The 21,813-nt window shown below is 69.1% G+C and carries 24 protein-coding genes; 13 read left to right on the top strand and 11 right to left on the bottom strand.

Features of this window, described 5'->3' with window-relative positions; translation table 11 throughout:
• Window positions 1-203 precede the first annotated feature (203 nt).
• Together AC0Z36_RS24525 and AC0Z36_RS24530 are read left to right on the top strand one after the other, a co-directional pair.
• Entirely contained in the window at window positions 204-1,346 is a 1,143-nt protein-coding gene (locus AC0Z36_RS24525; RefSeq protein ID WP_485465203.1) for a sensor histidine kinase, read from the top strand.
• Window positions 1,343-1,966 carry a response regulator gene (locus tag AC0Z36_RS24530; RefSeq protein WP_485465204.1) on the top strand — a complete coding sequence of 208 codons (624 nt, stop codon included), beginning with the start codon at window positions 1,343-1,345 and terminating at the stop codon, window positions 1,964-1,966. Before AC0Z36_RS24525 ends, AC0Z36_RS24530 begins: the two co-directional genes overlap by 4 nt.
• A gap of 40 nt (window positions 1,967-2,006) precedes the next feature.
• Here the strand turns inward: AC0Z36_RS24530 and AC0Z36_RS24535 are convergent, their stop codons facing one another.
• The gene (locus AC0Z36_RS24535; RefSeq protein WP_485465205.1) at window positions 2,007-2,846 is read right to left on the bottom strand and encodes an NmrA family NAD(P)-binding protein; all 840 of its coding nucleotides are present in this window, start codon (window positions 2,844-2,846) and stop codon (window positions 2,007-2,009) included.
• Window positions 2,847-3,292: 446 nt separating this feature from the next.
• Between AC0Z36_RS24535 and AC0Z36_RS24540 the strand changes: the two genes are divergently transcribed.
• Window positions 3,293-3,799 (top strand): GNAT family N-acetyltransferase, encoded by a 507-nt coding sequence (locus tag AC0Z36_RS24540; protein ID WP_485465206.1) that lies wholly within the window; start codon window positions 3,293-3,295, stop codon window positions 3,797-3,799.
• Window positions 3,800-4,006: 207 nt separating this feature from the next.
• Window positions 4,007-4,594, top strand: coding sequence for an RNA 2',3'-cyclic phosphodiesterase (thpR, locus tag AC0Z36_RS24545; RefSeq protein ID WP_485465207.1), 588 nt, complete (start codon window positions 4,007-4,009; stop codon window positions 4,592-4,594).
• A 99-nt stretch (window positions 4,595-4,693) separates the two neighbouring features.
• Here thpR and AC0Z36_RS24550 read toward each other — a convergent pair whose 3' ends face one another.
• Window positions 4,694-5,149 (bottom strand): tellurite resistance TerB family protein, encoded by a 456-nt coding sequence (locus tag AC0Z36_RS24550; RefSeq protein ID WP_485465208.1) that lies wholly within the window; start codon window positions 5,147-5,149, stop codon window positions 4,694-4,696.
• A 298-nt stretch (window positions 5,150-5,447) separates the two neighbouring features.
• On the bottom strand, window positions 5,448-5,750 hold the full coding sequence (locus tag AC0Z36_RS24555; protein WP_485465209.1) for a hypothetical protein: 303 nt from the start codon (window positions 5,748-5,750) through the stop codon (window positions 5,448-5,450).
• Between the two features lie 139 nt (window positions 5,751-5,889).
• On the opposite strand from AC0Z36_RS24555, the gene AC0Z36_RS24560 reads away from it, so the two are divergent.
• The 3 genes from AC0Z36_RS24560 to AC0Z36_RS24570 all read left to right on the top strand — a co-directional run bounded on the left by AC0Z36_RS24560 (window position 5,890) and on the right by AC0Z36_RS24570 (window position 8,513).
• Entirely contained in the window at window positions 5,890-6,183 is a 294-nt protein-coding gene (locus AC0Z36_RS24560) for an IS3 family transposase (RefSeq protein ID WP_485465210.1), read from the top strand.
• A 170-nt stretch (window positions 6,184-6,353) separates the two neighbouring features.
• Window positions 6,354-7,235, top strand: a complete 882-nt coding sequence (locus AC0Z36_RS24565; protein ID WP_485465211.1) for a spermidine synthase — start codon at window positions 6,354-6,356, stop codon at window positions 7,233-7,235.
• A gap of 108 nt (window positions 7,236-7,343) precedes the next feature.
• Window positions 7,344-8,513: a trans-sulfuration enzyme family protein gene (locus AC0Z36_RS24570; protein WP_485465212.1), complete on the top strand. Its 1,170-nt coding sequence runs from the start codon at window positions 7,344-7,346 to the stop codon at window positions 8,511-8,513.
• 149 nt (window positions 8,514-8,662) lie between these two features.
• Here the strand turns inward: AC0Z36_RS24570 and AC0Z36_RS24575 are convergent, their stop codons facing one another.
• On the bottom strand, window positions 8,663-9,583 hold the full coding sequence (locus tag AC0Z36_RS24575) for an LLM class F420-dependent oxidoreductase (protein ID WP_485465213.1): 921 nt from the start codon (window positions 9,581-9,583) through the stop codon (window positions 8,663-8,665).
• Window positions 9,584-9,612: 29 nt separating this feature from the next.
• Window positions 9,613-10,368: an SDR family oxidoreductase gene (locus AC0Z36_RS24580; RefSeq protein WP_485465214.1), complete on the bottom strand. Its 756-nt coding sequence runs from the start codon at window positions 10,366-10,368 to the stop codon at window positions 9,613-9,615.
• 130 nt (window positions 10,369-10,498) lie between these two features.
• Between AC0Z36_RS24580 and AC0Z36_RS24585 the strand changes: the two genes are divergently transcribed.
• From AC0Z36_RS24585 to AC0Z36_RS24600, 4 genes are all read left to right on the top strand, one after another.
• Entirely contained in the window at window positions 10,499-11,032 is a 534-nt protein-coding gene (locus tag AC0Z36_RS24585) for a GNAT family N-acetyltransferase (RefSeq protein ID WP_485465215.1), read from the top strand.
• Between the two features lie 52 nt (window positions 11,033-11,084).
• The gene (locus AC0Z36_RS24590) at window positions 11,085-11,516 is read left to right on the top strand and encodes a PPOX class F420-dependent oxidoreductase (RefSeq protein WP_485465216.1); all 432 of its coding nucleotides are present in this window, start codon (window positions 11,085-11,087) and stop codon (window positions 11,514-11,516) included.
• A 205-nt stretch (window positions 11,517-11,721) separates the two neighbouring features.
• Window positions 11,722-12,306 (top strand): cupin domain-containing protein, encoded by a 585-nt coding sequence (locus AC0Z36_RS24595; protein WP_485465217.1) that lies wholly within the window; start codon window positions 11,722-11,724, stop codon window positions 12,304-12,306.
• Between the two features lie 11 nt (window positions 12,307-12,317).
• Window positions 12,318-12,836, top strand: a complete 519-nt coding sequence (locus AC0Z36_RS24600) for an HPP family protein (RefSeq protein ID WP_485465218.1) — start codon at window positions 12,318-12,320, stop codon at window positions 12,834-12,836.
• A gap of 7 nt (window positions 12,837-12,843) precedes the next feature.
• Here the strand turns inward: AC0Z36_RS24600 and AC0Z36_RS24605 are convergent, their stop codons facing one another.
• Window positions 12,844-13,116, bottom strand: a complete 273-nt coding sequence (locus AC0Z36_RS24605; RefSeq protein WP_485465219.1) for a helix-turn-helix domain-containing protein — start codon at window positions 13,114-13,116, stop codon at window positions 12,844-12,846.
• 130 nt (window positions 13,117-13,246) lie between these two features.
• Here AC0Z36_RS24605 and map point away from each other — a divergent pair, with 130 nt between their 5' ends.
• Window positions 13,247-14,014, top strand: a complete 768-nt coding sequence (map, locus tag AC0Z36_RS24610; protein ID WP_485465220.1) for a type I methionyl aminopeptidase — start codon at window positions 13,247-13,249, stop codon at window positions 14,012-14,014.
• Between the two features lie 69 nt (window positions 14,015-14,083).
• Here the strand turns inward: map and AC0Z36_RS24615 are convergent, their stop codons facing one another.
• From AC0Z36_RS24615 to AC0Z36_RS24635, 5 genes are all read right to left on the bottom strand, one after another.
• A complete protein-coding gene (locus AC0Z36_RS24615) occupies window positions 14,084-14,572 on the bottom strand; it encodes an AMIN-like domain-containing (lipo)protein (protein WP_485465221.1) in 489 nt (162 codons plus the stop codon).
• 153 nt (window positions 14,573-14,725) lie between these two features.
• Window positions 14,726-15,322, bottom strand: coding sequence for a MarR family winged helix-turn-helix transcriptional regulator (locus tag AC0Z36_RS24620; RefSeq protein WP_485465222.1), 597 nt, complete (start codon window positions 15,320-15,322; stop codon window positions 14,726-14,728).
• 63 nt (window positions 15,323-15,385) lie between these two features.
• Window positions 15,386-16,885, bottom strand: coding sequence for an MDR family MFS transporter (locus AC0Z36_RS24625; protein ID WP_485465231.1), 1,500 nt, complete (start codon window positions 16,883-16,885; stop codon window positions 15,386-15,388).
• Between the two features lie 386 nt (window positions 16,886-17,271).
• Window positions 17,272-18,570, bottom strand: coding sequence for an MFS transporter (locus tag AC0Z36_RS24630; protein ID WP_485465223.1), 1,299 nt, complete (start codon window positions 18,568-18,570; stop codon window positions 17,272-17,274).
• Window positions 18,571-18,689: 119 nt separating this feature from the next.
• A complete protein-coding gene (locus tag AC0Z36_RS24635) occupies window positions 18,690-19,652 on the bottom strand; it encodes a glycoside hydrolase family 16 protein (RefSeq protein ID WP_485465224.1) in 963 nt (320 codons plus the stop codon).
• Between the two features lie 208 nt (window positions 19,653-19,860).
• On the opposite strand from AC0Z36_RS24635, the gene AC0Z36_RS24640 reads away from it, so the two are divergent.
• Window positions 19,861-21,675, top strand: coding sequence for an SDR family oxidoreductase (locus tag AC0Z36_RS24640; protein ID WP_485465225.1), 1,815 nt, complete (start codon window positions 19,861-19,863; stop codon window positions 21,673-21,675).
• Window positions 21,676-21,813: the final 138 nt, after the last annotated feature.

The following is a 21,813-nucleotide window of genomic DNA, read 5'->3' on the forward strand; positions in this document are numbered from 1 at the left end:
CTCACTGCCCGCCTCGGCGAACTCGACGCGGAGACCGAGAACCTGCGCATCACCCGCAAGACCCTCCTCAACCTCCCCGCACCCGCACCCGCACCCGCACCGGTCGACGATCCGCCGCGGCCCGAGGCGCCGGACCACCCCGCTTACCAGCAGATCCTCGCGGCCTTCACCGACACCGGCCGTCCGATGCGGGCTCGGGACCTGTGCGAGGCACTCGACCTGCCGATCCTCCCGAAGAACACCGAAGGCATCCGGTCCAAGCTGAAACGCCTGGTCACACGGGGCATTCTCACCGAACCCGAACCCGGCCTGTTCACTCAGCCCCGACCCTGAGCACCAGTCCGCCCCGCCGACCAGGACTCCTCTCCCAACCCCAAGCGTCAAACGGGCATCAGGTCACATACCGCACTCTGACAGCCGTCTGGCTCATCCTGCTGGTCCGTACCGCCGACTGCATCTGGCTCGCCTTCCCCCTCACCTTCATCCAACTGCGCCTGCTGCCCGTCCGCACCGCACTGGCCACCGTCGCCGCCACCACCCTGACCGCGAGCACCGCCTTCGCCTGGCACAACGACACCGTCAACGTCGGCACCGTCATAGGCCCCGCCCTGGGCGCGGCCGTCGCCACCGCCACCGTCCTGGGCTACCGCGCACTGGCCCGCGAGAACGAACAACGCCGCCGCCTCATCGAAGAACTCACCCACGCCCGCACCCACCAGGCCGCCGCCGAACACACCAACGGCGCCCTGGCCGAACGCGAACGCCTCGCCCGCGAAATCCACGACACCCTCGCCCAGGGCCTGTCCAGCATCCAACTGCTGCTGCGCGCCGCCGAACGCGCCATGCCCGGCGGCAGCCCAGCCCTGGGACACGTCCGGCAAGCCCGCCAGGCAGCGGCCGACAACCTCGCCGAAGCCCGCCGCTTCGTCCGCGACTGGAGCCCGCCCGACCTCACCGGCGGCTCCCTGCCCACCGCGCTGGAACGCCTGTGCGCCCCGGGCACGCACTTCCACCTGTCCGGCACCCCCGCCCCACTGCCCCCCGCACACGAGACCGCCCTCCTGCGCATCGCCCAGTCCGCCCTGGCCAACGCCACCCAGCACGCCAACGCCACCCGGATCGAGCTGACGCTGAGCTACATGGACACCGAAGTCGCCCTCGACGTCGTCGACGACGGCACCGGCTTCGACCCCGACACCCCGCCCGCCACCGAAGGCGGCTTCGGCCTGGCCGTCATGCGCGCCCGCGCCACCGCCCTACACGGCACCCTGGCCGTCGAATCCACCCCCGGACGCGGCACCGCCATCGCCGTCACCCTCCCCTGCCCCGCACGGGCCGCCCCGTGATCCGCCTGCTCCTGGCCGACGACCACCCCGTGGTCCGCGCTGGACTACGGGCCGTCCTGGAAACCGAACCCGGCTTCACCATCACCGCCGAAGCCGCCACCGCCGAACAAGCCGTCCACCTCGCCGCCACCCTCGACATCGACGTCGTCCTCATGGACCTTCAATTCGGCCCCGGCATGCACGGCTCCCAGGCCACCGCCCTCATCACCGCCCGACCCGGAGCACCACGCGTACTGGTCCTGACCACCTACGACACCGACGCCGACATCCTCGCCGCCGTCCACGCCGGCGCCACCGGCTACCTGCTCAAAGACGCCCCGCCCGAAGAACTCGCCGCAGCCGTCCGCACCGCCGCCGCCGGGAAACCGGCCCTGGCCCCGGCGGTGGCACTGCGCCTGATGGACCGGGTCCGCGAACCCGGCGCGACCCTCAGCGCGCGGGAAGCCGAAGTGCTCCAGCTGGTCGCCGACGGCCTGTCGAACCAGCAGGTCAGCCAGCGGCTGTTCCTGAGCCAGGCCACCGTCAAGTCCCACCTGGCGCACATCTACACCAAACTGGGCACGGACTCACGGACCTCGGCCGTCGCGGCGGCCACCGCCCGGGGTTTCATCCGCCGCTGAACCACACGGCCCGACCGCGCGGGCCGACCGTACCGCCCGCTCATGCGGTGAACTCCCCGGCGTGCTCCTTGACCCAGTCCTCGAAACTGCGCGCCGGACGCCCCGTCAACTCCTCCACGGTGCCGGTCGGACGCGTCGGCCTGCCGTCGGTACGCGCCCAGTAGTCCAGGAGCGCCTCAGCGAACTCATCGGGGATGTACTGCGCCATCTGCGCCTTCCACGACGCCCGGTCCACAGCGTCGACGGTGACGGCCCGGCCCGTCACCCGGGCGATGACCGCCACCTGCTCGGCGAACGTCAGAGACTGCGGACCCGACAGGTGGTGGGCACTGCCGCCCAGGCGCGGGTCGGTCAGCACCGCCGCGGCCGCCTCGGCGACGTCCAACTCGTGGACCGGGTCGGTGTACGCACCCGGGTAGGGCAGACCCACCGCACCCGTCGACTTGATCGACCACGCCCACGGCGACGCGTTGCCCGCGAACGCGCCCGGCCGCAGCAGCGTCGACTTCACCGAAGAGGCCCGTACCGCCCGCTCCACGTCCAGGTGCGACTTCCCCAGCGGACTGTCGTCCGCACCGGGGACCAGGACCTCGGTGGACGACAGGACCACGATGTGCCGCACCTGCGCCTTCTCCGCCTGCCGGACGAACGCCCGCACCTGCGAAGGCTCCGCGTACAAGAACACCGAATCCACCGCGTCCAGCGCCGCCGGGAACGTCCCCGCGTCCGACAGGTCGCACGCCACCACCGGAACACCGTCGGGCACGCGCACCAGGCCGGGTTCCCTCGACCCGGCCCGCACGGCTTCGCCGCGTCCGTGCAGCAGCCGCACCAGGGCCCCGCCGACCGCGCCGCGACTCCCGGTCACCAGAACTGTCATGCCACACGTCCCCTCGCAAGACCGCCGGACCACCCGGCGCCCCGCATCGAAACACGGGCAACACCGGGCCCACAAGCCCTTGGGCCGACACCTGACCCGCCCCGCGGCCCGCCGACCCGGTACGCGGAGGTCCACAGGCGCCGGGTACCGGAATCCGGCACCCGTGGACCGGGTGGACCGGTCCTTGCCGCGTGTCATCGCGGATCAGGAGTTCGGCGTGACCCGCCCGTGCGGCCAGGTGTACGTGTCGCCCGCGGCGACGATGCCCCGCAAAAACAGCCAGACGTCCGGCCAGACGTCCAAAGAGGCTTCCCGAATCAGCATGCCGCCCAGCATGGTGCCCCCGACGGCCGGCGGCGAGCGGTCTCCCCGACCAGTCACAAGGCCGTACGGAACGACCCGCCCGCACCGGAAAACATGTTGACCCGTCTGGAAAAATAACCCCCATGAACGCCCCCACCCCCACCAGCGCCCCCACCTGGGACATCACCCCCGCGGCACCTGACGAGCCCGACGCCGTCGCCGTGCTCCGCGCGTACATGGCCGAGCTGATCGCCCGGTACTACAACAGGCCCGCCGACGAAGCCGAGATCGACCAGGAACTCGCCCTGGAGCCCAGCGACGACCTGCGGGCACCCACCGGCAGGCTCCTCATCGCCCGCAGCTCCGGCACCGTCGTCGGCTGCGCAGGGGTACGGCTCCTGGACGCGGACACCGGCGAACTGACCCGCGTGTTCGTCGCACCCGCCGGGCGGCGCGGCGGCGGCGGACGCAGACTCCTGAAGGCCGCCGAACAAGCCGCCCGCGACCTGGGCGCCACCCGCGTACGCCTGGACACCCGGGCCGACCTCACCGAAGCCCGCGCCATGTACACGACTAGCGGCTACACCGAGATCCCCGACTACAACCACAGCAAGTACGCCGACCACTGGTTCGAGAAGAAACTGCCCTAGCCAGCACGCCGGGCAGGCACTGGACGACACCTGCCCGACACCACCCCAGGACCCGTACGGGCGGACCCCCTTCACGTCCCACAGCACCACACCCCACCACGCCGCCCGGCCCGGGAACGTCCTGACCACCGCGCCGGCCGCCTCCGGGTCCAACAGCACCCCGGCGCCGCCGAACCGCCCCCACCCCCGACCGGTACACAATCACCTGTGACCCACCACCACCCCACCACGCCCCCGACCGTACGACTGTTCATCGCCCTCGCCCCACCCGACAACGCGAAGGACGAACTCGAAAAAGCCCTCCACCCCGTCTACAACACCCACCCGGACCTGCGCTGGAACCGCATCCAAGACTGGCACATCACCCTGGCCTTCCTCGGCGAAGTCCCCACCACCACCGCCGCCGCCCTGCGCGCGCCCCTCGCACAAGTCGCAGCAGCCACACACCCCATCGCCCTACGACTGCACGCGGCCGGACACTTCGACCACCGCGTCCTGTGGACCGGCCTCCAAGGCGACCTCGACACCCTCCACGAACTCGCCACCGCCACCCGCCAGGCCGTCAAGGACACCGGAACCCCCTTCGAGGACCGGACGCTGCGCCCCCACCTGACCCTGGCCCGCGCCCGCCGGAACAACACCGACGGCGCCGCGGCCGCCGCCGCCGGACTCGCCGGATTCACCGGCCGCCCCTGGCACGCGACACGCCTCCACCTGGTCGGCAGCAACGCCGGCCGCGGCCCCGCGCCCATCCGCTACCGCGACGTCGACGCCTGGCCGCTGGACGGCGCCTGAACACACCGCCACCTGAACACACCCACAACACAAAACAGTGGGGGCGTGCGAGATGCCGAAAAACGACACCCCACACGCCCCCACAGCGCACAATCCGACCTACAGGTCGAACTCCCCCGGGTCGATGTCCACCGCGAAGCACACCTCACGCACGATCGCCCGCTCCGTCTTGTCGAAGTCACCGTCCGCCCCACCGATGACGATGCCGATCTGCACGACCGCCCGCGCCTCCACCGGCTTCTTCTTCACCTTGCCGATCTCCTGCATGATGTCGACCTTGCCCAACTGGAAGTCAGCCGTCAGCTTCGCCACATTCGCCTCGAAACGACGCTGAAGATCAGCCGAGTCGAAGTTCTGCAACACCTCGTTCGTCGCGATCAACGCCGACACCCGCTGCCGCTCCGCCGCGTCCACACTGCCGTCCGCCGCCGCCACCAGAGCACACATCGCCATACTCGCGTCCCGGAACCCGGCGCTCTTCAGCTCGTTCTTCTTCGCCATGAGCTGCGTCTGCATGCCCTGGGCCGACTCACGCAGCTTGTTCCAGATCGCCATGAAAGAAACGTCTCCTCAAAAATCCGTACAACGATTGCGTACACCCCCACACGAAACCCGGGGCCGTTCCACCCCCACAACGCACAGACAAGACCGGAAGGTTCCCGGCAACGACCACCCGTCGGTCCGCGCCCCCATGACCGTCAACATCACCGCACCCACCGCCGCCTACCGCGCCCTCACCGCCCGCCACCTCGACTGGCTCACCGAGCGCCTGGGCCCCTACCCCTTCGGCACCTACGGCGTCCTGGTCGCCCACACCGACCTCGGCGTCGCCCTCGAGACCCAGACACTCTCCCTACTGGTCCTGTACGCCCTGCGCAACGAAGTCGGCGACACCACCTTCCTCAGGATCGAACGCGCCTGGGTCCAGCGCAACAAGGGACAGACCGCCTCCACCGCCGACTTCATCCGCCTCGCCTCCCACGAGGCCCACCGCGACCTCACCCCCTTCCTCACCCCCTGGCTGTACGGCCCCAAGGCCCCGCCCATGCCCGGCCACCGAGGGCCGGTGGTGGCTCGCGGGCATCCGCGACGCCTTCTCCCGCCGCATCGCGGAGTGGGCGACCTCGGCGGTCGCGGACGCCGACCTGGTCCTCACCGCCCTGGAATACGCCCTGGAATCCCGCCGGGCCGAGCCCGGACAACCGATCCACCACAGCGACCACGGCTGCCAGGGCGGATTCAACCAGTACACCGCCGTCAAGCTCACGAACAGACTTACCCCGGAAGGGATTTCGGTGTCCTCGGGCACTGTCGAAGACTCCTTCGACAACGCCCTGGCGGAGAACTTCTGGAACGTCCTGAAATCCGAGTGCGCGGACCACGTGTTCGCCACCCGGGTCGAGACCGACCAAGCACTGTTCGCGTACATCGACGGCTTCTACAACACCCGGCGTATCCAAAAACGCCTGGACTGGCTCAGCCCCGACGAGTTCGAAGCCCGCTACCGGTCCGACCAGGCGACGGCCGATCAAGCGAATCCGAAACCGGGTCAGACCCCACTGACCAGGCAATCAACACCTTCCATTTAGCGGGGGAACCTCAATCCGATACCCACACACACAAGGACAGGACAACCACCACAAACGTGACACCACCCCGAACACAACACCCGGCACAACTCCGAATGCGCTCACCACCCACCCATGGTGAGCTGACCCCGACAACCAACCCCAACACCCACCTACGGAACAATCCACCCATGCCCGGACAACACTTCGCAGACGACCACGACGACCACGACGACCGCATCCCCGTCGCCGCCCGCACCCCCCAAGGCTCCGCCCTCCTCATGCCCGACCTCGCACGACCCCAAGGATGGATCCTCACCCTCAACGACTCACCCCAGTCCTACGTCGACCTCAACAACCCCGCCCACCTCGAATTCGAATACACCGAACGCATCGCCCACCTCATCAACCTCATCAAACCCCCCAGCCAACCCATCGACATACTCCACCTCGGCGGCGGCGCACTCACCCTCCCCCGCTACACCCACACCACCCGACCAGGCAGCACACAAACCGTCATCGAATACGACCCCGACCTCATAACCCTCGTCCTCGACCACCTCCCCCTCCCAACCCACCACAACATCACCATCCACATCGGCGACGCCCGCGAAGAACTCACCCACCAACCCGACAACACCCTCGACATCCTCATCGCCGACATCTTCAACGGCGCCCAAGTCCCCGCCCACCTCACCACCGTCGAATTCCTCCACGAAGCAGCCCGCGCACTCCGCCCCACCGGCGCCTACACCGCAAACCTCGCCGACGGCGACAACCTCACCTTCCTCCGCACCCAAGCAGCCACCCTCCAAACCGTCTTCCCCCACACCGCCATCACCGCCGAACCCTCAGCCTGGGCCGGCCGCCGCTTCGGCAACTTCATCACCACCGCCTCCATGCACCCCCTCCCCTTCGACGAACTCGCCCGCCGCAGCGCCAACGACGAATACCCCGCCCGCCTCATCACCGGCGACGAACTCACCGCCTTCATCGGCGACGCACAACCCGTCACCGACAAAACCGCCACCATCTCCCCCGCACCACCCGGCGGATCCTTCAAAATCGGCTGACACCAACAACCCAAAACCACAACCAAACAACAAACAACAAACGGAAACTCACCACACCAACCCACAAAACCCCTGGTCACCAACCACACAGCTGACCAGACTGACCCCATGACCACCCACCACCTCGACACCCGCGTCGTCCACACCCCCGCCGTAGACGTCACCGGCTCCACCCCCAAATCCGTCCCCATCCACCAGACCGCAGGCTTCACCTTCGACACCCCCGAAGCCCTCGCCGAAGCCTTCGACGGACCCGACAACGCCTTCATCTACACCCGCTACGCCAACCCCACCGTCCGCGCCCTCGAAAACGCCGTCGCCGCACTCGAAGGCGGCACCGCAGCCATCGCCACCGGCTCCGGAATGGGCGCCATCAACGCCGTCCTCCAAAGCCTCCTCAAAACCGGCGACCACGTCATCGCCCAAAACAGCCTCTACGGCGGCACCTACGCCACCCTCCAAAACCTCACCACCCGCTACGGCATCGACGTCACCTACATCAACGACGCCACCGAACTCCACACCGCCGTACGCCCCACCACCCGCATCCTCTACCTCGAAACCGTCTCCAACCCCACCGCCCGCGTCAGCGACCTCCCCACCCTCTGCGCCGCAGCCCACACCCACGGCCTCACCACCGTCGTCGACAACACCTTCACCTCACCCATCCTCTGCCGACCCATCGAACACGGCGCCGACATCGTCATCCACTCCGCCACCAAATTCCTCGGCGGCCACGGCGACGTAACCGGCGGCATAGCCGTCTTCACCGACCCGGAACAACACCGCCACGTCTGGCACCACGCCATCGAACTCGGCGTCACCGCCGACCCGTTCCAGGCCTGGCTCACCATCCGCGGACTCCAGACCCTCACGCTGCGCCTGCGCCAGCAGTGCGCCTCGGCCGACACCATCGCCGAACGCCTGGCCCAGCACCCCGCGGTCTCCGCCGTCCACTGGCCAGGACTCCCCGGCCACCCCGACCACCAGCTCGCCCGGAAACTCCTCCCCGACGGCTACGGCGCGACCTTCTCCTTCGACCTCGCCGCCGGACGCGAAGCCGGCCAGGAGTTCATGCGCCGCGTACAACTGGTCTCCCGCGCCCCCTCACTCGGCGGCGTCATGTCCGTGACCATGCACCCGGCCTCCACATCCCACCGCCAGCTCGACGAAACCGCCCTGGCCGCAGCCGGAATCGGCGCGGGCACCGTACGCCTCGCCGTCGGCATCGAACACGTCGAAGACCTCTGGGCCGACATCGACCAGGCACTGGGCTGACACGAGCGGAAAACCGCCGGGGCAGGAAGCACACAACCCAGAACAGGCCCTAAAACAACAGCTGGCGCGGCGACCGGTACAGGCCGCCGCGCCAACTGCGTTCGTCCCAAACAGCGCTCATCCCAAACAGCGCTCATCCAACACAGCACCTACCCGAGCTGCGGCATGACCTCCGAAGCCACCAACTCCAGGTGCTCCAGGTCAGCGAGATCCAGCATCTGCAGATACACCCGCTGCGAACCCACCGCCGCATACCGGCCGATCCGGTCCACCACCTCCGCCGGCGAACCCGCCAGCCCGTTCGCCTTCAACTCACCGACCTCACGGCCGATCACCGCCGCCCGACGCGCCACCTCCGCGTCATCACGACCCACACACGCCACCAGCGCATTCGAATACACCAGGTCATCGGCCTGACGCCCGGCCGCCACCGCAGCCGCCCGCACCCGGCCGAACTGCGCCGCCGAATCCTCAACACCCGAAAACGGCATGTTGAACTCATCCGCGAACCGCGCCGCCAACTCCGGCGTCCGCTTCGGCCCGTGGCCACCGATCAACACCGGCACCTTCGCCTGCTCGGGTTTCGGCAGCGCCGGAGACTCCTCCAGCTGGTAATAAGTGCCGTCGTACGAGAACTTCGCGCCCACCGGCGTCGACCACAGACCGGTGACGATCTCCAACTGCTCCTCAAGCCGCGCAAAACGGTTCCCCGGGAACGGAATCCCGTACGCCTTGTGCTCCTGCTCGAACCACCCGGCACCCAGGCCCAGTTCCACCCGCCCACCGGACATCTGATCAACCTGCGCCACCTGGATCGCCAGCACCGCGGGCAACCTGAACGTCGCCGCCGTCATCAGCGTCCCCAGGCGGATCGTCGAGGTCTCCCGCGCCAGACCCGCCAGCGTGATCCATGCGTCCGTCGGACCCGGCAGCCCGTCGCCACCCATCGCCAGGTAGTGGTCGGAACGGTAGAACGCGCTGTAACCAGCGGCCTCAGCGGCCTGCGCAACCCGCAGAAGAGTGTCGTACGTGGCGCCCTGCTGGGGCTCGGTGAAAATTCGAAGATCCATACGAGCCATCCTGCCCCAGCCCGCGGAGATCAGCGCCCGCCGGACACGTCCAGCACAGTCCCCGTCACATACGACGCCGCATCCGACAACAACCACACCACACCCTCGGCCACCTCCTCGGAACTCCCCGCCCTGCCCATCGGCACACCGGGAGCCATCCGCTCCACCCGGTCCGGCATCCCCGCCGCAGCGTGCGCCCGGGTGTCCGTCAGACCAGGCGCCACACAGGCAACACGGATCCCCTCCAGCGCGACTTCCTTCGCCAGACCGACCGTGAACGTGTTCACCGCCGCCTTGCCCGCCGCGTAGTGCACCCACTCACCCGCGCTGCCGAGCTCAGCGGCCCGCGACGAAACATTCACGATCACCCCGCCCGTACCACCGTGCCGCGTCGACATCCGCCGCACCGCCTCCCGTGCGGTCAGCACCGTCCCCACGAAGTTGACGTCGAGCACCCGCCGCAGCATCGCCGTGTCCAGCTCATCGACCCGACCGGGCAGACCCGTGATCCCCGCATTGTTGACCAGCCCCGTCACCGGACCCAGTGCCTTGTCCGCCTCCGCGAACATCCGCAGCACATCAGCCTCGACGGCGACATCACCACGCACCGCCACAGCCTGCCCGCCCAACGCCCCGATGTCCTCCACAACACCGACAGCGGCAGCTTCATCCCGTACGAAATTGACCGCGACCGACCACCCGTCAGCAGCCGCCCGCCGGCAGACCGCCGCACCGATGCCGTTGCTTCCACCGGTCACCAGAAGAACCTTCACAAGCCCACCCATCGAACGCCGACATCGGTTTCCGTGATCATTACAGAGAACAAAAACGCGACCGTACGGTGACCCCGTACGCAAACGCCAACCAACCCGGTCGTAGCATCACGCGACGCACACCGAGCGCAGGAGGCGCCGCATGACCGCTGACACCATCCACATCCGCCCCGCGGTCGACGCAGACCTGCCCGCCGTCGCCGAGGTGTACGCGTACTACGTCGCCAACACCGTCGCCACCTTCGACCTCGAACCCCTCAGCCTCGACGCATGGCACGAACGCGCGGCAGGATTCCGTACGGCCGAACTGCCGTTCCTCGTCGTCGACATCGGCGGACAGATCGCCGGCTATGCCTACGCCGGACCGTGGAAACCCAAGCCCGCCTACCGCCGCAGCGTCGAGAACACCGTCTACATCACCCCCGGCTGGACCGGGAAGGGACTCGGCCGCGCGCTCCTGAGAGCACTCATCGACGCGTGCCGCACCGCGGGCGTCCAGCAGATGATCGCCGTCATCGCGCTCAGCGAGGACAACTCCTCACCGGCCCTGCACCGCGCCCTCGGCTTCCGCGACGCGGGCACCCTGCACAAGGTCGGCTACAAGCACGGCCGCTGGATCGACACCCTGCTGATGCAGTGCGACCTCACGGAGGAACCCACACAAGCGGAAGGATGAATTCCGTCTGTGCGCCGCGTTGTCCCAGGCCACAACCTTCCGGAGGACAACCATGGGCGACAGCCCCCTGCACACCCTGCTCGGCAACCGTGACACCGGCGTCCTGACAACTCTCAAAAGGGACGGGCGCCCGCAGCTTTCCAACGTCTCGTACACCTACAACCACGACACCGGGATCATCCGCGTCTCCATCACCGAAGGCCGGGCGAAGACCAACAACATCCGGCGCGATCCACGGGTCAGTTTCCACGTCACAACACCTGAGATGAATGCGTACGTGGTCGCTGAAGGCATCGCGCGGCTCACACCCGTCGCCTCCGGACCCCACGACGACACCGTGGAGGAACTCATCGACCTCTACCGCGCCGTCCAGGGCGAGCACCCCGACTGGGACGACTACCGTCGGGCCATGGTCGCCGACCAGCGCATCGCGCTGAGCATCCCCGTCGACAAGGTCTACGGCTGGGCCGGGTTCGGGAACTGAGGCAGCGGGTGCCGGGCTCACCGCTTCCGCGACAGGAAGCCCGGCACCCGGGGGTCGCGATCACGCTTGTGTGGTTGGGGAGTGTCTTCTGATTAGTTGGTGGTCGAAAACAACAAAGGCCCGTTATAAGAGTTTTCCAGAAAGCTCTTTTGCCTCACTGGCAAGAAAATTGTCCAGGCTGAAGATCCACACTTAACCTGGTGACATGTCCGAAGAACCCGCCGTCCCCGGCCTCGGCGACCGCCTGAAGCAGTCCCGGGTCCGCCACGGCCTCAAGCTGGACGATGCCGCCGGCCGCACCGGCCTCTCCGTCGCCTACCTGTCCCGGCTTGAGAACGACCACCGCCAGCCCTCACTGCCGGCACTGCTCACCCTCGCCCGGACCTACCACACGACCGTCTCCGAGCTCCTCGGCGAAGACGCGGCGATAGACGAACCGATCATCCGGACGAAGCATGCCGAACCCGTACAATCAGGCGCCTGGACCGTGCGCCGGACCGGCAGCCCCCGGCGCGGCATGCAGGCCCTCCACGTCCACATCCCGGCGGGGTGCCCCGACCCGGCGCCCGGGCGCACCCACCCGGGTGAGGAGTGGCTGCACGTCCTCAACGGACAACTGCGCTTCACCCTCGACGGGCAGCCCCACCTGCTCGGCCCAGGCGACTCGGCGCACTTCGACTCCGGGCTTCCGCACCGCATGGAGTCAGCCGACGACCACGTCCCGGTGGAGCTCCTGATGGTGCACGCGGCACCGTCGATGATCAGCTACTCCCCCTGCCTGACCACCTGAGGAACAGCACGTTGAACAACCCGCTCCAGCGGATACGCACGGCCCTCGCGGGCAACGCGCCCGCACACTCCGGACACCTCGCCGCCACCCACACGGCTGCGGCCGTCGGCGCGGCCCTGCTCGCCCTCGCCGTGGTCGGCGCGACCCTGCACGAACCCCTGCTCATCCCGCCGCTGGCGGCGAGCGCCGCGGTGATCCACGCGGCGCCGACGCAGCCGTTCTCACAGCCGCGCAGCGTGATCGGCGGCCACCTCATCGCCGCGGTCACCGGTTTCGCGGTGATCGCCGTACTCGGCAGCTCCACCTGGACCGCGGCGCTCGCCAGCGCACTGGCCCTGGGTGCCCTGACGCTGACCCGCAAACCGCACCCGCCGGCTGTGGCCACCGCCGCGCTGGTCGCCCTGGAGGCGCCGCCGATGCTCGGCTTCCTGGCGATGACTGCGCTGGCCAGCACGTTCCTGGTGCTGGCCGGGGTCGCCGCAGGGCGGGCCCTGCCGACCGCGCCGCGCTACCCAGCCTACTGGTGGTGAGCGCGGGTCAGGCCGCTCCGGCCACCTCAACGGGCTGCACCACCGCGCAGGACGCCACCAGGTCGTCGAGTGACAGGCGCAGCGCGCCCGCGAGTGCCGCGACGGTGAACAGCGTGGGAGTGGGGATCCGCCCCGTCTCGATCTTCCGCAGCGTCTCGGCGGACAGCCCGGCCGCCGCCGCGATCTCCACCATGCTGCGGTCACCGCGGGCCGCCCGGAGCAGTTCACCCAGGCGTTCACCGCGCTCGCGTTCGAACGGGGTCAGAGGAGTGCGCACCATGACCGTGATACTAATACCGGAGCGACCGGTATAACTATCCCGGTCCATCAGGGTGCGTTCCGCGTTGACACCTTCACCACGGATGTCTTCACCACGGGCGCCTTCCGTACTGAATCCGCAGGGGACCGCCATGCTCGAAATCAAGACCAACGGTGAAATGGACGCCATGCGCGAGGCCGGCCGGGTCGTCGCGCACGCGCTGGCCGCCGTCCGCGAAGCCGCCGCCGTCGGGGTCTCGCTGCGGGAGCTCGACACGGTCGCGCACAACGTCATCCGGGAGGCCGGCGCCACGTCGCCGTTCCTGAACTACAAACCGTCCTTCGCGCCGGTCCCGTTCCCCGGTGTGATCTGCACGTCCGTCAACGACGTGGTCGTCCACGGCATCCCCACCGACTACCGCGTCGGGGACGGTGACGTCGTCAGCATCGACTGCGGCGCGACGCTCGACGGCTGGACCGGCGACGCCGCGATCACCTTCATCGTCGGCACACCGCGCCCCGGGGACCTCACCCTTATCGAGGTCACCCAGGAGTCCCTGGACGCGGGCATCGCCGCCACTGTGGTGGGCAACCGCATCGGCGACGTCGCGCACGCCATCGGCAAGGTCGCCCGCGGCGGTGGCTACGGCCTGCCGGAGGGCTTCGGGGGCCACGGCATCGGCCGCACCATGCATGAGGACCCGGCGGTGCCCAACGACGGCAAGCCGGGCCGCGGCGTGAAGATCCGGCACGGCCTGGTCATCGCCATCGAGCCGATGCTCATGACCGGTGGCCGCGACTCGTACACGATCGACCGGGACGGCTGGACGCTGCGGACCGACGACCGCACCCGGGCGGCGCACATCGAGCACACCGTCGCCGTCACCGAGGACGGGCCGCGCATCCTCACGCTGCCGTGAGGCTCCCCGGTCGCACTGGAGGGGACCGGGTCCCGACGGGACCCGGTCCCCTCCGACGGTTCAGCGGTTTCAGTGCTCAACGGTGACGGCGATGCCTCCGGGTGCGGGTGTCGGTGACACCACCACGCCATGGCTCCCCCGGATGGCCACGGCCACCCGGAAGTCACCCTCGAAGTCGCAGGTGATCGCGTAGCCGGTGACGGACGGCAGGTCCAGCGCCTTCGTCCACTCGCCGGTGAAGGTGCGGTGGCCGTCCTCGTCGTGGGCGCTGGAGTCGATGTCCAGTTCCACGTACTCATCCCCCGCCAGGGCGACGGGCCTGCCGGAGCCGCAGTAGGTCAGGTCCGACATCGGGCCACTGCTCAGGCCGTACGCCGGGGTCCTGCCGGTGAAGCCGAGGACCACCTGGTCGGTGTCCGCGCCCTGGCTCCAGCCGACCCTGTCCAGGTAGGTGCGGCTCTGCGCGGCAGCGGAGGCGGAGGCGGGCACAGCGGCGGCCAGGAGCACCGCGCCGGCGAATGCGGCAGAGCGGACGGCGAAAAACTCGGAAGGGAACACGGGCGCCTCCAGATCGATGCAGTGAGTATCCGTACGGATACTTTCTGCGACTCAGCTTGGCACCAGTCGGTTGCCGATGGGTCCTGTCCGGTTGGTGGGGTGTGATTTTGGACGGTTGTTGATGTAGTGGGCTAAAGGCCCGTTATGCAATCATCAGGCTTGGTTGGCCGACCCTGAGTCCGATCCTGAGTCCGATTCTGAGTCCGACTCTGACTCCGACTCTGACTCTGACTCCGACGCCGTTGAGGCCCGGTGACCGAGGTCCGCCCGGAGGCGGGCCAGCAGACCGGTCAGCTGTTCGATGTCGGCCTGCGACCAGTCCCCCAGCACGCCGACCAGGTAGTCGGCGCTGCGGCCGACGGCCTGTTCCAGCACAGCCCGGCCCCCGTCACTGAGCCGCAGCAGGCAGGAGCGGCGGTCGTCGGGGTTGGGGAGGCGTTCGACCCAGCCGTTGGCTTCGACGTGGGCGATGTGGCGGCTGACGGTGGACATGTCCACTTCGAGGATCTCCGCGAGCTGCCCGGTCCGCAGGGTGCCGCGGCGGTTGAGGACGGCCAGGACACCCGTGCCCGGCGGCACCGTGCCGGCCGGGAGGGACTTGACCATGGTGCGGCGCAGCGACGCGACCCCGTCGAGCTGGGTCAGCAGTTCACGGCAGGCGTCCTGGGCGGGGGTGGTGCCGGTGGCCGTGACCTGGGCACTGTCCATGGCGGTGGTGTCTCCTTGCGTGGGTGTCACTGCGTCGGTCATGTGCGAAATGCCCCTTAACGATCTCTGGAGGGGCATTTCGCACATGACCGACACGCTAGGGATTCAGGCGTTGCGGCCGCGCAGTGCGACTTCCTTGATGAACCACACCACGACGAATCCGATGAGGGCGAACGGAGCGGCGTAGGCGAACACGTCGCCGATGCCGTGGCCGTAGGCGTCCTCGACGAGCGGGACCAGGTTGCCCGGGAGCAGGCGCAGGTCGGGGATGCCGCCGCCGGAGACCGCGGCGGCCGCGGCGGGACTGACGTGGTTCGCGGCCAGGTCGCTGCTCAGGTAGGTGCTGACGTGGTTGCCGAGGACCGCGCCGAAGGCCGAGACGCCGACGGCTCCGCCGAGGGTGCGGAAGAAGGAGACGACCGAGCTGCCGGCGCCCAGTTCGCTCACGGGCACGGTGTTCTGCACGGCCAGGACGAGGTTCTGCATCGTCATGCCCAGACCGAGGCCGGCCAGGAGCATGTAGACCGCGTGCAGGGAGTACGGGGTGTCGGAGCGCAGGGTGCCCATCAGGCCGATGCCGACGGTGAGCAGCGCGGTGCCGGCGACCAGGAACCTCTTCCACTTGCCGTACCTGGTGATGAGCCGTCCGGTGGCCATCGAGGAGACGAACAGGCCGAGCACCAGGGGCAGGGTCATCAGTCCGGCCTGGGTGGGGGTCCTGCCCCGGGCGAGCTGGAAGTACTGCGACAGGAAGGTCGTTCCGGCGTACATCGCGACGCCGACGAAGACGCTGGCCACGGTGGCCAGGACGACGGTGCGGTAGCGGAACAGGTGCAGTGGGATGACGGGTTCGACGGCGCGCTTCTCGACCATGAGGGAGGCGACGGCGAGCAGGACTGTGCCGGTGAGCATCACGGCGGTCTGCCACGAGGCCCAGGCGTAGTTCTGGCCGGCCAGGGAGATCCAGACGAGCAGCAGGGAGACGGTGGCGGCGATCAGCGTCGCACCGAGGTAGTCGATCGTGGTGTCCCGCTTGACGACGGGCAGTTTCAGGGTCTTCTGCAGGACGACGACGGCGATCATCGCGAGCGGGACGCCGACGTAGAAGCACCAGCGCCAGCCGAGTGCGCCGGTGTCGACGATGGTGCCGCCGATGAGCGGTCCGCCGACGGTGGCCAGGGCGAAGACCGCGCCGAAGTAGCCGCTGTAGCGTCCGCGTTCCCGCGGGGCGACCATCGAGGCGAGGATGATCTGGCCGAGGGCCGAGACACCGCCGGCGCCGAGTCCCTGGACTGCACGCGCGCCGATGAGCATCGTGGTGTTCTGGGCGAGGCCCGCGATGACCGAGCCGACGACGTAGATGATCAACGCCGACTGGATCAGCACCTTCTTGTTGGTGATGTCGGCGAGCTTGCCCCAGATGGGCATGGACGCGGTCATCGCCAGCAGGGTCGCGGTGATGACCCAGGTGTAGGCGGACTGGCCGCCGTGCAGTTCGCTGAGGATCGTCGGCAGCGCGTTGGCGGTGATCGTGGACGAGAGCATCGCGACGAACAGGCCGAGCAGGATGCCGGAGAGGGCCTCCATGATCTGCCGGTGGCTCATGCCGCCGGGCTGGGGGCCGGAGGTCTTGACGGGCGGTTCAGGACTGACGGCTGATCCCGGCTCGTCGGTTGATCCCGGCCTGTCAGTTGATCCCGGCTCGGCGCGTTCGGCGACGGCCGCGGGCCCGTGCGGGGCTGAGTGCCTTCCCATCGGGTTTTCCTCCCCATTGAAGTGATTGCTGTGAGGTCTGGGGTCGGGCGGTCGGAATCGTGCGTACGGCCGGGGTCCTGGCTCCATCGCGACCACGGTTTCCGTGGTTGCTGAACACAACTGTACATAAATTGGTTGGCGCATGCAACTATAATCGGGACGCAGAGAAACCCGCCCGGTCCAGACCGGGCGGGTCCGGGTACAGGCAGTTCAGCGGACGCGGTCGCGGTGAGCGGTCAGGCCGCTGTGTTCTCCGGGACCGGACCGGCCGCGGTGACCGGTCCGACCCCGTGCCGGGTGTCGCGCCGCACGAGGTTGCGCACGTCGGGCACCAGCAGCGTCGCCCCGGTCAGTGCGACGACCAGCGCGCCACCGACCCACAGGACGGAGCTCATCCCGAAGGCGTCCGCCGCCGGGCCGCTGACCGCGGTCGCCAGCGGGGTGAGCGAGACCGAACCGAACCAGTCGTACGCCGAGACGCGCGACAGTTTGTCCTCCGGAATCTCCTGGTGCAGGGCCAGCATCCAGTTGACGCCGAAGATCTCCAGCGTCACCCCGCTCAGGAACATCACCAGCACGAGGACAAGCAGCGGCGCGGGAACGGCCAGCGCCATCGGGGGCAGGGCCATCGGGAACACGCACACGGTGGCCACGAGCAGCATCCGGCGCGGCTTCCAGCGCATCATCACCACAGCGCCCAGGACGGTGCCGACCCCGTACGCGGCCAGGGCCAGGCCCCACGGTTTCGCACCGCCCAGCTCCCGGTCGGCCACGATCGGCCCGTACACCGACTCGGTGGCCACGAAGATCCCGACGACCACCGAGAACTGCAGGATGACCCCCCACAGCCACGGCCGGGAGGCGACCTCCTGCCAGCCTTCGCGCATGTCCTGGAGCAAGCTCGTCTTCTCGGTGCGTTCGACGACGTCCGTACGCATGAACACCCGGAGGAACGCCGCGAAGGCCAGCGCGGCGGCGTCGACGGCGAGCACCCAGCCGGGGCCGACGACGGCGGTCAGCGCGCCGCCGAGCGCCGCGCCGCCGATGGTCGCGCCGCTCACGCCCATGCGGAACACTGCGAAGGCCTTGCCAGCGTGCTCACCCTGGACACTGGACAGCAGCACGCCCTCAGCGGCCGGGGCGTAGAAGGCGTGGGCCGCTCCCCCGACGCCGCTGAGCAGCCACATCCACCAGATGCCGGGGGCTCCGGTGAGGACGAGGACGGCGAACAGTCCCTGGGAGAGCGCGTTGCCGGTGTTCGACAGCGCCATCAGCCGGGCCCGGGAGACCCGGTCGGCGATCGCTCCGCCGATGAGCAGGAACAAGACCAGCGGGAGCGTACGGGCCGCAGCCGTCAGGCCGACGTCCGTTCCGCTGCCGCCTGCTTCGAGCACGGCGAACGCGGAGGCGATCATCGCGCCGGCGTTGCCCAGGGAGGTGACGACCGTCGCGGCGGTCTGGAACGTGTAGTTGCGCCCGGCCCAGGCGGGCAGCAGACGACGTATTCGCAGGGTCACTGCGGCGGAGAGGGACATACCGCCTGTTCGATTACATGGAGACGGGAGGAGTGGGAAGGCAGAGTCATAGTCCGCGTCAGACGATGGTCCCGGAGCCCGGGACGACCGTCCAACGGTTTTCCAGCCGGTCAGCGGCCTCAGGTGTGCTGGTACACCCGTACATAGTCGATCAGCATCGTGGCGGGGAACGGGGTGCTGCCGTCGGGGTAACCGGGCCACACGCCGCCCACGGCGAGGTTGAGCAGCACGTGGAAGGGCTTGTCGTACACCCACTTGCTGTCGCCGATCTGGCCCTTGGTCACCGAGAAGAACTGCTGGCCGTCGATCGACCAGGTCAGCTTCTCCGGGGTCCAGTCCACCGCGTAGTTGTGGAAGGCGTCGGAGAACTTGCCGCCCTCCTTGGTCGCGGTGCCCTGGATGCCGCCGTCGGCGTAGCCGGGGCCGTGGATCGTCCCGTACACGACGTTGGACTCCTTGCCGACGATCTCCAGGATGTCGATCTCCCCCGACTTGGGCCAGTCGACCTTGTCGATGTCGTCGCCGAGCATCCAGAAACCCGGCCAGACGCCCTGTCCCGAAGGGACCTTGACGCGGGCCTCGAACCGGCCGTACTGCTGGGAGAACAGGCCCTTGGTGGAGATGCGGCCCGAAGTGATGTCACACGGGCCCTGCTTGCACTCCCTGCTGTCCTTCATGCCAGGCAGCGTCTCCTTGCGCGCGGTGAGCGCGAGGTGTCCCCGGCCGTCGGTCCCGGCGTTCTCGGACCGCTTCTGGTACTGCTGCCACTCCTTGGTCTCACTGTTGGGCGTGCCCAGGACGTCGTAGCCCCACTTCTGCTGGTCGGGGAGCTGCCCGGCGGGGCCGTCGAACTCGTCGGCCCAGGCCAGTCTCATGCCGGGCGGCGGCTGGGCCGGGGCGGTCTCCGGCGGTGGGCTGGCCGTTATGGGCACGCTCGGCACCGTTTCGCCGACGTCGCCGGTGTCCCCGCCGCCGTCGCCACCACCGCAGGACGCCAGCAGCCCGGCGGCCAGGAGCCCGCACGCGGCCTGCCTCCACCGTGTGCCCTGCGACCTGCCCGCTTTCCCCGTCAAGGCTTCCATGCCGTGGGGTTCCCCTCTTCACCTCGACGCTACCGGCGCGTAGGTTGAACGATCGTCAGAAGCGCAGCGTTCCAACGATGTTGCCGTCCGTACCGGCGCTCCATGCGCATCGTCGCATGCCTGTACACGTCGACGCGGCAGTCTCCGCGGCAGCACTACGCCTCTGGCCTGCCGACTGTCAGACTGCGACGCCCCATCGGGAGGGCCGATGAGCACGTTCGACGAACTACCGGGAATGCGGGTCCGGCAGGTCACGGCACCGGACGGGGTGCGCCTGTCCGTCGCCGAAGGGGGCGCGCCGGACCGTCCCGTACTGGTGTTCCTGCACGGATTCCCCGACACGCGGGATCTGTGGACCCAGGTCGCCGCCCGGCTGGCCGACCGGTTCCGGATCGTCGCGTACGACACGCGGGGCGCGGGGGCCTCGGACAAGCCGGAGGACACGGAAGCCTACGAATTCGACCGGCTCGCCGACGACTTCGAGGCGGTCCTCGACGCCGTGGCGCCCGGGCAGAAGGTGCACGTCGTCGGCCACGACTGGGGATCACTGCAAGGCTGGGAGTTCGTCTCCCGCCCCGCCCTGGCCGCGCGGATCGCCTCGTTCACGCCGGTCACCGCCATGTCCCTCGACCATCTCGGCCTGGTCCTGCGGGAGCGGATCCGGCACCCGCGCCCCGGCCGGACACCCGCAGCCCTCGGGCAGACCATGCGGTCCTGGTACATCTACGCCATGTACGTACCGGGCCTGGTGGAACGCCTGTGGCCGGGCAAACCGTCCCGGGACTTCGCCGCGATGGTGGAGCAGATGGGCGGCACGCCCTCCCCCACCACGCCGCAGGACGGGGTGCACGGGGTCAAGCTCTACCGGGCGAACATCCTGAAGCGGCTGCGGGAACCCCGTACGGACGTCCGCGTCGACGTGCCCGTGCAGTTGGTCGTCCCCGACAAGGACCCCTATCTGGCCAGGGCGTTGTACGACGATGTGGCCGCGTGGGTGCCGAACCTGCGGCGCCGTGACGTGTCCGGCGGGCACTGGGTGCCGCGCACCCGCGCCGACCTGCTGTCCCGGTGGATCGCCGACTTCGTCGAGGACATCGAGGCGGGCCGCGCGGTCAACCCGCGGGTCCCCGGCCTGACGAAGCAGCAGACGGCCTACTACCAGCGGTTCAGCGGGCAGCTCGCGGTGGTGACCGGGGCCGGCAGCGGCATCGGCCGGGCGACCGCGCTCGCCCTGGCCGAGGCGGGCGCGCGCCTGGTGCTGCTCGACCGGGACGAGGAGTCCGTACGGCAGTCCTGTGAGCAGGCCCGGCGCAGTGGCAGTGCGGCCGAGGCCGTCGCGTACACCGTGGACGTCTCGGACGCGGCGGCGATGGAAGCGGTGGCGGACAAGGTCAGGGCTGAGCACGGGGTCCCCGACCTGGTGGTGAACAACGCCGGGATCGCGGTGGCCGGGCCGTTCCTGGACACCGGGCTCGACGACTGGAAGAAGATCCTGGACGTCAACCTGTGGGGTGTCATCCACGGGTGCCTGCTGTTCGGACGGCAGATGGTCGACCGGGGCCAGGGCGGACACATCGTCAACATCGCCTCGACGGCCGGATACCAGCCGTCGAAGATGCTCCCCGCCTACAGCACCACCAAGGCCGCGGTGCTGATGCTCTCCGAGTGCGTGCGCGAGGAGTTCGCCGACGCCCACATCGGGGTGACCGCGATCTGCCCGGGGTTCGTAGCCACGAACATCACAAACGAGGCGGTGTTCGTCGGGATCGGGGCCGACGAACAACAGCAGTTGCGTACGGAGGTCACGGACGCGTACCGGCGGCGCAACTACCCACCGTCGAAGGTCGCGGACGCGATCCTGCGCGCGGTGGTCCGGGACGTCCCGGTGCTGCCGGTGACCCCGGAGGCGAAGCTGATGCGCGCGGCACAGCGGTTCGCGCCGGGGCTGCGGCGGCGGATGGCGCGGCTGGACCCGTCGCCGAAGCAGGGGGCGGGCCGAGGGCTGCTGAACAAGCGTAAGTAACCGGCAAGGAGTTGCGAGGGGGATCTCCGCGCCGGCCCGGAGGTCCCCCGGTTGCCGACGGGCTGTCCGGAAACTCACCCGGCAGCCCGGCCGGGCCGTTAGCCTCTCGGGCAACAGACAGGCACCCGGGGGGAGTTC

The sequence above is a fragment of the Kitasatospora sp. UYEF31 genome, from assembly GCF_057291755.1.